The sequence below is a fragment of the Promicromonospora panici genome (genome assembly GCF_900608595.1).
Taxonomy (GTDB): Bacteria; Actinomycetota; Actinomycetes; order Actinomycetales; family Cellulomonadaceae; genus Promicromonospora; species Promicromonospora panici.
Window position 1 is genome coordinate 1 of sequence record NZ_UWYY01000004.1, and the last position, 12,606, is coordinate 12,606.

At 71.9% G+C, this 12,606-nt stretch carries 11 protein-coding genes; 6 read left to right on the top strand and 5 right to left on the bottom strand.

Annotated features, from left to right (window positions below; translation table 11 throughout):
- Positions 1 to 1,406, bottom strand: a 1,406-nt coding sequence (locus tag EW117_RS05175; RefSeq protein WP_165362488.1) for a DUF5107 domain-containing protein, incomplete at its 3' end; no start/stop codon positions are given.
- Between the two features lie 132 nt (positions 1,407 to 1,538).
- Here EW117_RS05175 and EW117_RS05180 point away from each other — a divergent pair.
- From EW117_RS05180 to EW117_RS05190, 3 genes are all read left to right on the top strand, one after another.
- A complete protein-coding gene (locus EW117_RS05180; RefSeq protein ID WP_242504096.1) occupies positions 1,539 to 2,411 on the top strand; it encodes an AraC family transcriptional regulator in 873 nt (290 codons plus the stop codon).
- Positions 2,412 to 2,546: 135 nt separating this feature from the next.
- The gene (locus EW117_RS05185) at positions 2,547 to 4,634 is read left to right on the top strand and encodes an NPCBM/NEW2 domain-containing protein (protein WP_129784414.1); all 2,088 of its coding nucleotides are present in this window, start codon (positions 2,547 to 2,549) and stop codon (positions 4,632 to 4,634) included.
- A 47-nt stretch (positions 4,635 to 4,681) separates the two neighbouring features.
- Positions 4,682 to 5,029, top strand: a complete 348-nt coding sequence (locus EW117_RS05190) for an MmcQ/YjbR family DNA-binding protein (RefSeq protein WP_129784416.1) — start codon at positions 4,682 to 4,684, stop codon at positions 5,027 to 5,029.
- Between the two features lie 37 nt (positions 5,030 to 5,066).
- Here EW117_RS05190 and EW117_RS05195 read toward each other — a convergent pair whose 3' ends face one another.
- Together EW117_RS05195 and EW117_RS05200 are read right to left on the bottom strand one after the other, a co-directional pair.
- Entirely contained in the window at positions 5,067 to 6,518 is a 1,452-nt protein-coding gene (locus EW117_RS05195) for a hypothetical protein (protein WP_129784418.1), read from the bottom strand.
- Between the two features lie 167 nt (positions 6,519 to 6,685).
- Positions 6,686 to 7,591, bottom strand: coding sequence for a LysR family transcriptional regulator (locus tag EW117_RS05200; protein ID WP_165362490.1), 906 nt, complete (start codon positions 7,589 to 7,591; stop codon positions 6,686 to 6,688).
- A gap of 104 nt (positions 7,592 to 7,695) precedes the next feature.
- On the opposite strand from EW117_RS05200, the gene EW117_RS05205 reads away from it, so the two are divergent.
- Entirely contained in the window at positions 7,696 to 8,568 is an 873-nt protein-coding gene (locus EW117_RS05205; protein ID WP_129784420.1) for an aldo/keto reductase, read from the top strand.
- 40 nt (positions 8,569 to 8,608) lie between these two features.
- Entirely contained in the window at positions 8,609 to 9,541 is a 933-nt protein-coding gene (locus tag EW117_RS05210; protein WP_129784422.1) for an aldo/keto reductase, read from the top strand.
- A gap of 158 nt (positions 9,542 to 9,699) precedes the next feature.
- On the opposite strand, the gene EW117_RS05215 is transcribed toward EW117_RS05210, so the two are convergent.
- Together EW117_RS05215 and EW117_RS05220 are read right to left on the bottom strand one after the other, a co-directional pair.
- Complete coding sequence (locus EW117_RS05215; RefSeq protein WP_207211759.1) at positions 9,700 to 10,395, bottom strand: lytic polysaccharide monooxygenase auxiliary activity family 9 protein; 696 nt, start codon at positions 10,393 to 10,395, stop codon at positions 9,700 to 9,702.
- A gap of 94 nt (positions 10,396 to 10,489) precedes the next feature.
- Complete coding sequence (locus EW117_RS05220) at positions 10,490 to 11,899, bottom strand: FAD-binding oxidoreductase (protein ID WP_129784423.1); 1,410 nt, start codon at positions 11,897 to 11,899, stop codon at positions 10,490 to 10,492.
- 102 nt (positions 11,900 to 12,001) lie between these two features.
- Between EW117_RS05220 and EW117_RS05225 the strand changes: the two genes are divergently transcribed.
- The gene (locus EW117_RS05225) at positions 12,002 to 12,541 is read left to right on the top strand and encodes a MarR family winged helix-turn-helix transcriptional regulator (protein ID WP_129784425.1); all 540 of its coding nucleotides are present in this window, start codon (positions 12,002 to 12,004) and stop codon (positions 12,539 to 12,541) included.
- Positions 12,542 to 12,606 lie beyond the last annotated feature (65 nt).

Sequence of the window (12,606 nt, forward strand, 5' to 3'; positions counted from 1 at the left end):
CACGTCACGAGCTCGCGCCCCTCGTGGCTCACCGTCACCGTGAGCGGCCCGACTTCCGCGGGCAGGTCGTGCGCCAGCTGAGCCGGGCGCGCCGGGTCGGCGTCCACGACGTCGGCCGCGATCACCCGACCGCCCGCCGACAGCGTCACCTCGACCCCCGCCAGGGGACGCGACACGACGACGCCGGTCCGCGCCGTCGTACCCGAGCGGGTACGCAGCCGCTCCAGGCGGACGGCGGCGTCCAGGGTGGCCCGGTCCACCGGCCCGACCTCGCGGAACGGGTACCAGAACTGGGAGAACACCTTGGTCTCGCCCGGGGCGAGGTAGGCGAAGTCCGGCTGGTTGTCCGTGAACACGCCGGCCATCAGCTCGACGTAGTGGGAGTCGTCGTCGGCCAGGTTCTCGTCCCAGGCGTGCCCGAACGGGGCGTTGCCCCAGGTCCACTGCTTCTTGCCCGGGGAGAGCGCGCGGTCCGCGACGTGCACGAACCCGAGCCCCGCCGCGTGGTCGTACCCGCCGAAGAATTCATCGGAGCTGTGCAGGACCATGTACGACGTCGGTACCGGGATGTTGCGGTACCAGTCGAGCCGGTCGCCGGTGAGCTCCACGCCGCCGGCCGCCGTGCGGACCTCATCGGCCAGCGCCGGGTAGTCGACGCCGTAGTAGGGGCGGTCCGCCTGCGGGAACGCGGTCACCGCGCGCCGCGCGTGGTCGGCCACGTACGTCACGTCGTGCGGGAAGAACGACTGGTAGTCGTCATCGACCTTGGCCGCGACGTTGGCCCACCACAGGAACGACTGCGGCAGCTCGCTGCGGTTGTACAGCCGCACCGTCAGCTCCAGCACCGCGCTGTCGGGACGCAGCCGCACCCCGTGCATGCCCTTCATCCGGGTGAACGGGTCGTGGTCGGAGCACCAGACGACGACGGCGCCGTCCGGCTCCTCCTCGATCTCGACGTCCACCGGCAGGTAGGTCGCCGGGCGGTGGTGCTGCGGCCAGTTCAGCTCCACGCCGCCGGCCACCCAAGGGCCTGCCAGGCCCACCAGCGCCGGCTTGATCACCGGGTTGGTCCAGAAGAAGTCCTGGCCGCCGGCGCGCTCGCGGGCCACGTGGATGCGGCCGCCGAGCTCCGGCAGCACCACGATGCGCAGCCACTCGTTCTCCAGGTGCACCGCGCGCCATTCCCGCTGGTGAGACTCGTCCGCGATCTGGTGGTGGAACGGCAGCGGGTACACCCGGCCGGACGACCCCTGGTACACCCTGCGGTCGAGGTACGCCGGGAACCGGTCGGGGGGAAGGGGCTCGTACGTGGTCAGGGTGAGCGGCGCCACCCAGGCGGCCGCGGCCCGGCCGCCCAGGTCGTCGGGCCGGTCAGGAAGGTCGAGCACGGACTCCACATCGAGCATGTGACCGACGCTACGAACCCGGGGCGGGCCCCGGGAAGCACGTATCGACTCACTTGCCTGGACGATCCGACGATCCGCCGCTCGGTGACTCGCCCGCTTCCGCGTGCCCGACCGTGGGGCTACGCTCCAAGGGTGCGAATCCGCGACGGCTTCCCGGGACAGCGCCTGCGGGTGCTGCCGTCCGCGGTGTCGCGCGCGGCGTCGGCGACGGGGCCGACCTCCCGGCTGCTGGTCACGGACGCGGGCTATTTTCCACATGCCACGAACCACGGGCGGGTGCGCAGGAACGGCGCCATCGGCACCATCGTCATCGTGTCCGCCGCCGGGCGCGGGTGGTGCCGCACGCCGGGCGGCCTGCACCGGATCGCGGCCGCCGAGGCCCTCGTCATCCCCTCCGGCGTGCCCCACGAGTACTGGGCGGACGACGACGATCCATGGACGATCTGGTGGATGCACGCCCGTGGGCCCGACGCGGACGAGTTCGAGCGCCACCTGGCCGGACGCGCCGGACCGGACGACGTCGCCGTCGTCGAGGTGCACGACCTGGTCCGCGTGGTGGCCGACCTCGAACGCGTGGTCGACGCGCTCGAGACGGACGAGACCTACCCCAGCCTGCTGCGCTGCGCGGGCGCCGCCTGGTCGGTGCTCGCCCAGATCGGGGCCGACGCCGCCGCCGGGAGCCCGGTCCGCGGCGAGCCCATCCGGGCCGCGCAGGAGTACCTGCGTACGCACCTGGACACCGTCGTCGAGGTGGCGCAACTGGCCCGCCGGTTCGGCCTGAGCACCTCGCACTTCTCCGCCCGCTTCCGGGCGGCGACGGGCGGCGGCGTCGTCGAGTACGTCAAGCGGCTGCGGATGGCGCGCGCGTGCGAGCTGCTCATCACCACCGAGCTGCCGGTCGCCGACATCGCGCGGTCGGTCGGCTACCCGGACCCGTTCTACTTCTCGCGCCAGTTCCGCAGCGTCCACTCGTGCAGCCCCACAGACTTCCGCCGCGGGCGCTGACTCTTCGCGCCGCTCGTCGGATCATCCAGGTAAGGGCGTCGGGTTCTGCATTCCGCGGCGCCGTCGGTGCACGCTTTGCTGAGCAGGTTCCTCCTTCGGCATCCGCCGAACCGACGACGACGTCAGGAGACCTGGATGTTCACCGTACGTACCTGGGCGGCGAGGACGTGTGCCGCCCTGCTCACCACAGCCCTGGCCGCGACGGGCCTGGCGGCCGGCGCCGCGGCGTCCGCGCCTGGCCCCGCCCCCGCCGTCGGGCAGCCGCCGTCGAGCCCGAGCCCCACGCCCTACCAGGGCTGGAACACCTACTACGGCCTCGGCGGCGACTTCGGCGCCGACGAGGTGCTGGACGTGGCCGACTTCCTGGTCTCGTCCGGCCTGGCCGAGGCGGGCTACGACATCGTGTGGCTCGACGGCGGCTGGCAGGCCGACGTGCCCCGCGGCGACGACGGCCGCCTGCAGGGCGACCCTGAGCGGTTCCCCGACGGCATGGCTGCGCTGGCCGACGCCATCCACGACCGCGGCCTGCGCGCCGGCATCTATACCGACGCCGGCCCGTACATCCCCGGGACGTGCGGCCTCGGCAGCGGCGGCCACTACCAGACCGACGCCGACACCTTCGCCGAGTGGGGGTACGACGCCGTCAAGGTCGACTTCCTGTGCGGCATCACCGCGGACCTCGACCCGGAGACCGCGTTCACCGCGTTCGCCGAGGCGCTGCGGAACAACAGCTCGGGCCGGCCGATGATCTTCAACCTCTGCAACCCGGTCACCTCCCCGGACTGGGGCGACTACCCCGAGGAGCAGCAGTCCACCTGGTCCTGGACGTACGCGCCGGACATCGCGGAGTCCTGGCGCACCTACACGGACGTCGGATTCGTGGGGCAGATCCAGTTCAAGGACGTGCTGCGCAACTTCGACGCCAACGCGCGGCACCCAGAGGTCGCAGGTCCCGGGCACTTCAGCGACCCGGACTACCTGGGCCCGGAGCTCGGCATGACCACCGAGGAGTTCCGCACCCAGATGTCGCTCTGGACCATCGCGGCGGCGCCGCTGATCATCTCCAGCGACCCGCGCACGCTCAGCCAGGAGTCGTTGGACATCCTGCTCGACGACGACGTGCTGGCCATCGACCAGGACCCGCTCGGGATCCAGGGCACGCGCGTGGGCGCGGCCGGCACCACGGAGACCTGGGCCAAGCCGCTGGCGGACGGCTCGGTCGCCGTCGCGCTGCTGAACCGCGGCGACCGGCCCGCCGAGGTCTCGACCACCGCGCGCGACCTGGGGCTGCGCGGCCGGTCGTTCGCCGTGCTGGACACATGGACGGATGCCCGCACGCAGTCGGCGGGCACGGTCCGCGCCGCGGTTCCGGCGCACGGGGCCGCCCTGCTGCGGATCACGCCGAGCCGGGCCGACGGCGTCCCGCGCCTGGTCGCCGCCCCGCCGACGTTCACCGCCGTCGGGACGGACGACGTCGCGCCGACCACCGACCTCCTGGCCGCCGCCGGCGACCGGCTCACGACCGAGGTGACGCTGCACAACGACGGCAGCACGCCGGTCCGCCGTCCTTCGGTCGAGCTCACGGCACCCGAGAGCTGGGTCGTCAGCCCGGCCGGCCCGGCACCGCGCGTGGTGCGCCCCGGCGACTCGGCCACGGTCGCGTTCACCGTGGACGTCCCGCCGGGCACCGGCACGGGCGGCTACGACGTCGCCGCGACGGTCACGTACGCGAGCAGCCCGGCCGGCACGACGCCTCCGTCTCGCGTGACGGTCGCCCCCGCGGCGCCTTCCGGCACCGGCGTCGTGCTGTCGCGACACGCGTGGGTGAGCGCGAGCAGCGGCTGGATGGAGCCGACCGTGGACGAGAGCGTGGGCGGCGGCTCGCCGCTCACGGTGGCCGGCACGGTGCACCCGACGGGGGTCGGCGTCGCCAGCCCGTCCCGGATCCGGTACTACCTGGGTGGTGGATGCACCCGGCTCACGGGCGGCGTCGGCATCGACGACGTCGTGAACAACGTCGGACCGGAGGGCGGCACCGCGACCTTCGAGGTGGTCGGCGACGGCGAGACGCTCTGGTCGAGCGGCGTCGTGACGCGCGGCACGGAGGTCCCCTTCGACGTCGACGTGACCGCCGTCCGCGACCTGACCTTGCGTGTGGGCGACGCGGGCGACGGCGGCTACAACGACCGCGCCGACTGGCTGTCCCTGACGGCCACCTGCTGACCCCTCAGGATGGGCCCACGCCCGCCGAACTGGATACCGTGGTCGCCATGAAATCCGCCGAGCTACTGGACCTGTGCCTCGCGCTGCCCGGGGCCGAGGACACCGACCCCTGGGACGAGGGCGGCGGCGTCATGAAGGTGGGTGGCAAGATCTTCGCGTTCGTGGGCGCCGAGACGCTCGGCGTGAAGGTGGCCCGATCCACCGACGAGGCCCGCGAGTGGTACGTCCGCTACCCGGATCACGTCTCGACGATGGCGTACATCGGCCGGAACGGCTGGATCACCGTGCGCCACGACGACGGCGTCGTGCCCGACGACGAGGTCGACGAGCTGGTCGACATCTCGTACACCGCCGTCGTGGCGAAGCTCCCGAAGCGCCTGCGCCCGCGACCCTGAACTACGGGGCCGTGCACCCGCCGTGCGGAACGCCTCGTCAGTACGTCGCGCGGGGTGCGCGCGGCGGGACGTACCGGGTGAACTCCGCGTCGGTGTCCACGAAGATCGTCTCGAAGCTCTCGTCCCACGTCGCCACGACCTGGGTCTCCGGTGGCAGAGCGGCGGCAGACCTGCCCGTGGCGCGTGGGTTGAGCGGCGGCCAGGTGCCCGTCCGCACACGCCGTTCGAGAGCCTGGACCGCGACGATCTCCTCCGCCGCGGTCACGGTCGGGTGCCCGCCGCGCGCGACCCACAGGTTGCGGATGTCCCCGCCCTCGGCGCGGACGTGGTCGGTGTAGGAGCGGATGTCCGCCGCCGGGGCGCCACCGTCGCCGGTGGCGTGCACCGTGAGGATCGGGACGTCGAGATCACCGGAGGCGGTGTGCGCGGCCATCCGCGCCCGCGCGACGGGATCGGCGTCGTGCCGCGTCCCGGCGTCCAGGGCGTCGAGGTCCGCCCGGAGCCGGTCCTTGCCCAGGCCCGCCGCCTCGTACGCCGCTTCCACGGTCCGGCGTTCCGCGGAGCGGTGGAACAGCGCGTGGTAGTCGACGCCGGCGTTCGTCGACGGGTTCCCGCCGAACGTCTCGGCGATGTGCGCGCGGTCCGCGGGCCCGTGCCCGTTGAGGTAGGCGTTCACGACCCATTCGCTCAGCGCGTGGGCGGCTTCCAGCGGGTCCTCCGGGCGAGGGCTCGCGAAGTCGAACCAGGCGGGGACCTGGACCAGCGATCCTGCCAGGGCCATGCGGGCGTTCGCCTCGGGGTCGAACGCCTCGGGCTCGCCCAGCGCCTCGTACGCGGCGCCGGTCAGGGCGGCCTGCGAAGCCTCCGGGTCGGTCGGGTTCACGATCTCGACCGGGTTGCCGTTCTCGTCCACCAGGTCGTCGAACAGGAGGGTCATCGCCGCGTACTGCACGTCGAGGGCGGCGTCCCAGCCGCCGACCGGGTCGAATCCGGCGGACGTCCCGAGCAGGCCGTCCACCCGCGGGTCCTGCTCCGCGTGCAGGGCCGCGATCCCGCCACCGAAGGACTGCCCGTTCGCGAGCGTCGTGTCCGGCTCGCCGATCTCGTCTGCGAACCAGTCCAGGACGTTCTCCTGGTGGTCGACGGCGTCGGGCAGCGTGTAGCCGAATCCGTCGTCGCCGAACATCGAGCCGGCGAGCGCGTAGCCCTGGCTCGTCAGCCACTCCTCGGTACGGGGGTTGTTGGCGAGCTGGTCAGGGACCTCGAAACCCAGCTGCGCGAACTGCGTGGGGAAGTAGCCGTGGGCGAACAGCACGAGGGTGCCATTCCAGTCGTCCGGTACGAGAGCTCGGAAGTCCGCGCCGTCGATCGTTCCGGTGTACTCGACGACCTCGCCGGACACCGGCTCCGCGACAGCGGCGGGCAGGGCCGATGCCGTCATGGTCAGGGCGAGGGCCGATGCCACGGCCACCGAACGTACATGCTTCATTGAGTCGCTCCTCGGTGAGCGGCACGCCCGATGCGCGCCTCCTGCACGGTTCGACGATCCACCGACGGTGAACTCACCGCCGTTCCGGCCACAACGAGACCAGCGTGTCCGCCTGACGACAAGATCCTTCGGCGACGACCGAAAACGCCCCGGCACTTTCCGGGGCGCTAGCTGGCCGGCACCCCGATACAGGCCGGGGCGTCGTCGAGCAGCTCCACTAGGTGCGGCGCCGGCGAGTCCGAGCGTTCCCCCGAATTGGTGACGACCGAGACCACCCAGTCCGCTGCGCCGTCGGGCGCGACCGGCACCGCCACCAGCCGGGCGGCCTGCGGCTTGGCCGCGACGTGCCGCGGCACGAGCGCGACGCCGAGGCCGCGGTCGACCAGGTCGAGCAAGGTGTGCACGTCGTTGACGGTGAACCGCACCCGGCGGTGCACGCCCTGCGCGGCGAACGCGTCGTCGTTGAGCTGGCGCACCGCCCAGGACGCGTGGAAGTCGATGAAGCTCTCACCGCCCAGCTCGTCCCGGTCCACGCCTGGGCGGGACGCCAGCGGGTGCTCCGGCGGGCACAGCAGGACCACGGGCTCCTGGCCTAGCACGGTCCGCGGCAGCACGCCCACGTGGTCGGGCGTCGCGACGAACGCGGCGTCGAGGTCGCCGTCGCGCACGTCGGCCAGCAGCTCGTGCGAGCCCGCCTGGGTGAACGCGATCTCTACCCGCGGGTAGCGGCGGTGGAAGCGTTCGAGCAGCGAGGAGACGTCGACGACGCCGAGGCACTGCTCCGCCCCGACCCGCAGCGTCCCGGCGAGCTCGCGCGAGACCTGGACCACCGCGTCGCGCGCCTCCGTCGCGGAGGAGAGCATGGACCGGGCGAAGGGCAGCAGCGCCAGGCCGGCCTCGGTGGGCTCGACCTTGCGTGTGGTCCGGGTGAACAGCTTGGTGCCCAGCTCGACCTCGAGGTTGCGGATCGCGGCGGACAGTCCGGACTGGGAGACGCCGGTGACCTCGGCGGCACGGGTGAACTGGCGCTCGTCCGCGAGCGCGACCAGGTATTCCATCTGACGCAGTTCCATTTATCAATACCAGTTCTAAGAATAATGATGGGGAGTTGTTGGACTTCTAGGTTATCGCTTTCTAGTCTCGGTTCCGAACCCCGTTGTGACACGAGAGGCAACTCATGCAGCAGCGCACCATCGGCGGCCGTGCCGTCTCCGCGATCGGCCTCGGCGGCATGCCGATGTCCATCGAGGGCCGGCCCGACCGCGACCGCTCGATCGCCACGATCCATGCCGCCGTCGACGCCGGCGTCACCCTCATCGACACCGCTGACGCCTACCACCTGCACGCCGACGAGGTGGGCCACAACGAGGAGCTCATCGCCGAGGCTCTGCGCTCCTACGGCGGCGACACCTCCGGCGTCCTCGTGGCGACCAAGGGCGGGCACCTGCGTCCCGGGGACGGGTCCTGGACCAAGGACGGACGGCCCGAGTACCTCAAGGAGGCCGTGAAGGCGTCGGCCAAGCGGCTCGGGGTCGAGGCCATCGGCCTCTACCAGTTCCACCGGCCCGACCCGAACGTGCCCTACGGCGACTCCGTGGGCGCCATCCGCGACCTGCTCGACGACGGCGTCATCGAGATGGCGGGCATCTCCAACGCGAACCCGGACCAGATCCGGCAGGCGCAGGACATCCTGGGCGGCCGCCTCGTCTCGGTGCAGAACCAGTTCTCGCCGCGGTTCCGCTCCTCGCAGCCCGAGCTCGAGCTGTGCGCGGAGCTGGGCATCGCGTTCCTGCCCTGGAGCCCGCTCGGTGGTATCTCGCTGGCCCGTTCGGGCGAGCTGGGCGCCGAGTACTCGGCGTTCCTCGAGGTGGCCGAGGCGCACGGCGTCTCCCCGTTCCAGGTGACGCTGGCCTGGGAGCTGGCGCTGGCGCCCGTCGTCGTGCCGATCCCCGGGTCGTCGCGGCCTGCCAGCATCACCGACTCCGCCGCGGCGGCGGAGCTCCAGCTCACCGACGACGAGGTCGCGCGGCTGTCCGCGGACGCAGCCTGAGCCGGTCCGGCTCACCTCACCACCACAGGAGAAAACTGCCTTGAAGACCTTCACCCTGCCCGGGACGGAGCTCACCGTCCCGAACGTCGTCCTGGGGCTCATGCGGATCCAGGAGAAGACGGACGAGGAGGTGCGCACCCTGGTCAAGACAGCCAGGGACGCCGGGATCTCGTTCTTCGACCACGCCGACGTGTACGGCTCCGGCCCGCACGGCTGCGAGAAGCGGTTCGCGGAGGCGATGCAGCTGACGTCGTCCGAGCGCGAGCAGATCGTGCTCCAGACGAAGGCCGGCATCGTGCGCGAGGGGCCGTACTTCGACTTCTCGTACGAGCACATCATCGAGTCCGTGAACGGCTCGCTGGCCGCGCTCGGCACCGACTACATCGACATCCTGCTGCTGCACCGCCCGGACGCGCTCGTCGAGCCCGACGAGGTGGCGCGCGCGTTCGACGAGCTGTCGGCGTCGGGCAAGGTGCGCTCGTTCGGCGTCTCCAACCACACGCCGGGCCAGATCGAGCTGCTCCGCAAGTCCGTGTCGCAGCCGGTCGTCGCCAACCAGCTCCAGCTGTCGGTGACGCACGCCCCGCTCGTGGCGCAGGGTGTGGCCGCGAACATGCAGGCGCTGGACCAGTCGATCAGCCGCGACTCCGGCACGCTCGACTACTGCCGCCTGAACGACATCACGGTGCAGGCCTGGTCGCCGTTCCAGGCCGGGTTCTTCAACGGGGTGTTCCTCGGCTCGCCGGACTACCCCGAGCTGAACGCCGTGATCGACCGGCTCGCCGCGAAGTACGACGTGCCGGCGATCGCCGTCGCGACCGCCTGGATCACGCGCCACCCGGCGCAGATGCAGGTAGTGCTCGGTACGACCAACCCGGATCGAGTGGCGGGCGCCGCCCTCGGCTCGGACGTGCCGCTGACCCGCGCGGAGTGGTACGAGATGTTCCGCACGGCGGGCTACACGGTGCCGTAGCCCGGTTCGACGCGGCGGCAGCACCTGCCTGCCCTCGGGGGAACGTATGCGCCCGGGGAGAGGTAACGGAGAAGGAGCATTGCTACCTGTCCGTTACCCCTCCCCGGGCGTAGGCATTTTCCTGCGGGCCAGCCCAGCCCAGCCCGGCGCAGCTCACCTCAGCCGAAGACCACGTCCGCGCAGTTGTAGAACGCCTCCGGGCTGTCCGACCGGGTCCAGATCGAGTAGATGATGTGGCGGCCGGACTTGTTCGGCAGCGTCGCGTCCCAGTAGTACTCGTCACCCTGCGGGCCGCCCGGGCGCAGGGGCGGGTCGGTCACCTCGTTGAACGGCACGGGCTCGAGGTCGTCCCAGGCGAGCGGCTGGTCCGGGTCCCAGCCGTCCTTGGTGATGTACTGCGACCAGGTGCCCGGGTGCCTGGCCCAGGCGTTGTACTGGAAGGTGATCGTCTGGCCGGCCGTGAGCGCCGTCGTCGGCCACTGGGTGCCGGGCTCACGGAAGGCGGAGAACGACTCCTGCGGGCCGCACAGGTGCCCGTCCGGGACGACTTCCTGGTGCTGCCCGTTCGCGTTGCTGAGCAGATTGCCGAACCAGTTGTAGAACGGGTAGTTGCCGTTCACCGCCAGCGCGTTCTGGCACATCGGGTTCTGCGGGTTCAGGTCCCCGCCCTGCCCGTTCTCGATCCCGTCCACGTAGCACGCGTAGGTGCGGGTGGCGGGGTAGGTGAGGCCGCCGTGGGCGAACGCGGCGGGCGGGTTCGGCTGCACGACGACGATCGCCGCCGCGGCCAGCAGACCCAGGGCGGCGACCAGCGCCGTCGCCCGGACCCGGCCGAGTGTCTGGTAGAGAGTCACGTCCAACTCCTTCGTCGGGTACTCCGTGAGATCGGTGTGCTCGATCCTCGGAGCCCGACGAAGGCGGGGACAATCCTCCGTATCGATTAAGCGATCAGGGCGCCACGTTGTGGTTCGACGCGAACAGGTTGGCCGGGTCGTACGTCCGCTTCACCTCGCGCAGCCGGGCCAGGGTCGCCTCGGGGTAGGCGTTGCGGACGTCCTGCTCCGTGGCGGCCCCCATGAAGTTGACGTAGCCACGCTCGCTGACGCCGAGCGCCTCCGCGGTCGACGCCACCCACTCGCTCGCCGCGGGCAGCTCCTCGACGGCGAGCGCGCCCCTGAAGACGACGATCATGAAGGCCGGGTCCCGGTGTGCGAAGGCCGTCGCCGCCGGGTCGACCCGCCCGATCGCACCGCCCATGGCCCGGATGTTCAGTGCGGCGGGGCCGCCCGCCCCGGACACGGCATCGATGGCCGCCGCGGCCCAGGTCTCGTCGGGCGACCACGTGCCCTCGCCGATGAATCCGGTCCGCGTGTCCCCCATCGCGCCGGGCGGCGGACCGCCCGCACCCTCGAACATCGCGGGGTAAGGCATCGCCTGGACACCGTCGAGCACCGGCCCGAGCGCACGCAGCGGGGCGAGCACGTCGTCCGCCTCCGCGGCGGTGCCCGAGTGGACCAGCAGCGCCATGACGATCGGCTTGCCGTGCAGCTCGGCCGGGATCATCGGCGCGGGCGGGGCGAGCATCACGTTCACCATGCCCCCGAACTCGTCGGGCCCCTCGGCGAACGCCCGCAGCACAGTGGTGAGCGCCGTTGGCGTCGGCTCCCAGATCATCATCCCGCCGGTGATCGTGCCCAGCTCGCGCAGGCGCAGGTCCAGGCGGGTCACGACGCCGAAGTTGCCGCCCCCGCCACGCAGCGCCCAGTAGAGGTCGGGGTTCTCGTCGGCGTTCGCCTGCACCACCCGGCCGTCCGCGAGCGCCACCTCGGCGCCCAGCAGGTTGTCGACGGTGAGGCCGTCGTGCCGGCTGAGGAAGCCGATCCCCCCGCCGAGCGTGATGCCGCCGACGCCGACCGTTCCCGTGTCGCCGAACCCGGTGGCCAGGCCGTGGGCGCCGGCCGCGGCGGTGTACGCACCGGCGAGGACGCCGCCCTGCGCGTGCCCGACGCCCGCCGCCTCGTCGATCTCGACGCGGTCCATGAGGCGCAGGTCGAGCACGAGGCCGCCGTCGACGATCCCGTGCCGGGCCTGGTGGTGGCCGCCGCTGCGCACTGCGAGCGGGAGGCCCGTCTCGCGCGCGACGGCGAGCGCCGCGACCACCTCGTCAGTGTTCCGGACGCGCGCGACCGCGGCCGGCGTCCGCTCGGGGCCGCCGACGAACACGGTCGCCGCCTCGGCGAATCCGGCGTCGCCCGGCGTGAGCAGGCGGTCGCCGAGCGCGGCCGCGAGCGGGGCCAGGGCGCCGTCGAGCGCCTCGGGCGAGAGCTGTGTGCTGGTGTTGGTTCCTTGCGTGGCCATCGTTGCGCCTCCGAGTAGATACCGAGCTTGCCGTGGCTAACGTTAGAGATCTAAGCATTAGCCGTCAATGCATTTCGGCGTCGGCCGAACTACCCTCGGTCCATGCAATCAAGCGGGCAGCCCGACGGCGAACCAGGCGGCACGAATCACCCGGCACGGCCGAGCCGGCCCGGGCTGCTCCCGGTCGTGCCCACGATGTGGCAGTCCGTGCAGCGCGTCATGCGCGCGTTCGACGCGCTGCTCTCCGAGCACGGCGGCAGCTGGCAGGTCTGGCACATCCTGCTCGCGCTGCACCAGGGCACGCCGGCCACCCAGCGTGAGCTCGCGTACGCCGTCGGCATCCGCGAGGCCACCCTGACGCACCACCTGCGCGGCATGGAGGACCGCGGGCTCGTGGTCCGCACCCGCGAGGAGTCGAACCGCAGGGTGCAGCGCATCGAGGTCACCGAGGCGGGTGAGAGGCTCTATCAAGAGCTCAAGTCCGCGGCGATCGGGTTCGACCGGACGCTGCGGAACGCGATCGGCACAGAGGAGGCGGACGTCGGTGCCTTTCTGGACACGATCGGCCGCGTCGCCGAGTCCGTGCCCGACCGCGGGCACGGACCGCTCCCGGAGGGCTGGCCGGGCAACCGCCAGAAGTAGGCAGCGGAGCGGGGCACCGGGAATATGTGGTGCCCCAGGCAACTTTGTATGTGTCGTGCAGCACA

Bases quoted from the DNA above. Each gene is read 5' to 3' on its own strand.
- EW117_RS05185 (WP_129784414.1), top strand. From the start codon at position 2,547: ATGTTCACCGTACGTACCTGGGCGGCGAGGACGTGTGCCGCCCTGCTC.
- EW117_RS05190 (WP_129784416.1), top strand. From the start codon at position 4,682: ATGAAATCCGCCGAGCTACTGGACCTGTGCCTCGCGCTGCCCGGGGCC.
- EW117_RS05195 (WP_129784418.1), bottom strand. From the start codon at position 6,518: ATGAAGCATGTACGTTCGGTGGCCGTGGCATCGGCCCTCGCCCTGACC.
- EW117_RS05200 (WP_165362490.1), bottom strand. From the start codon at position 7,591: ATGGAACTGCGTCAGATGGAATACCTGGTCGCGCTCGCGGACGAGCGC.
- EW117_RS05205 (WP_129784420.1), top strand. From the start codon at position 7,696: ATGCAGCAGCGCACCATCGGCGGCCGTGCCGTCTCCGCGATCGGCCTC.
- EW117_RS05220 (WP_129784423.1), bottom strand. From the start codon at position 11,899: ATGGCCACGCAAGGAACCAACACCAGCACACAGCTCTCGCCCGAGGCG.
- EW117_RS05225 (WP_129784425.1), top strand. From the start codon at position 12,002: ATGCAATCAAGCGGGCAGCCCGACGGCGAACCAGGCGGCACGAATCAC.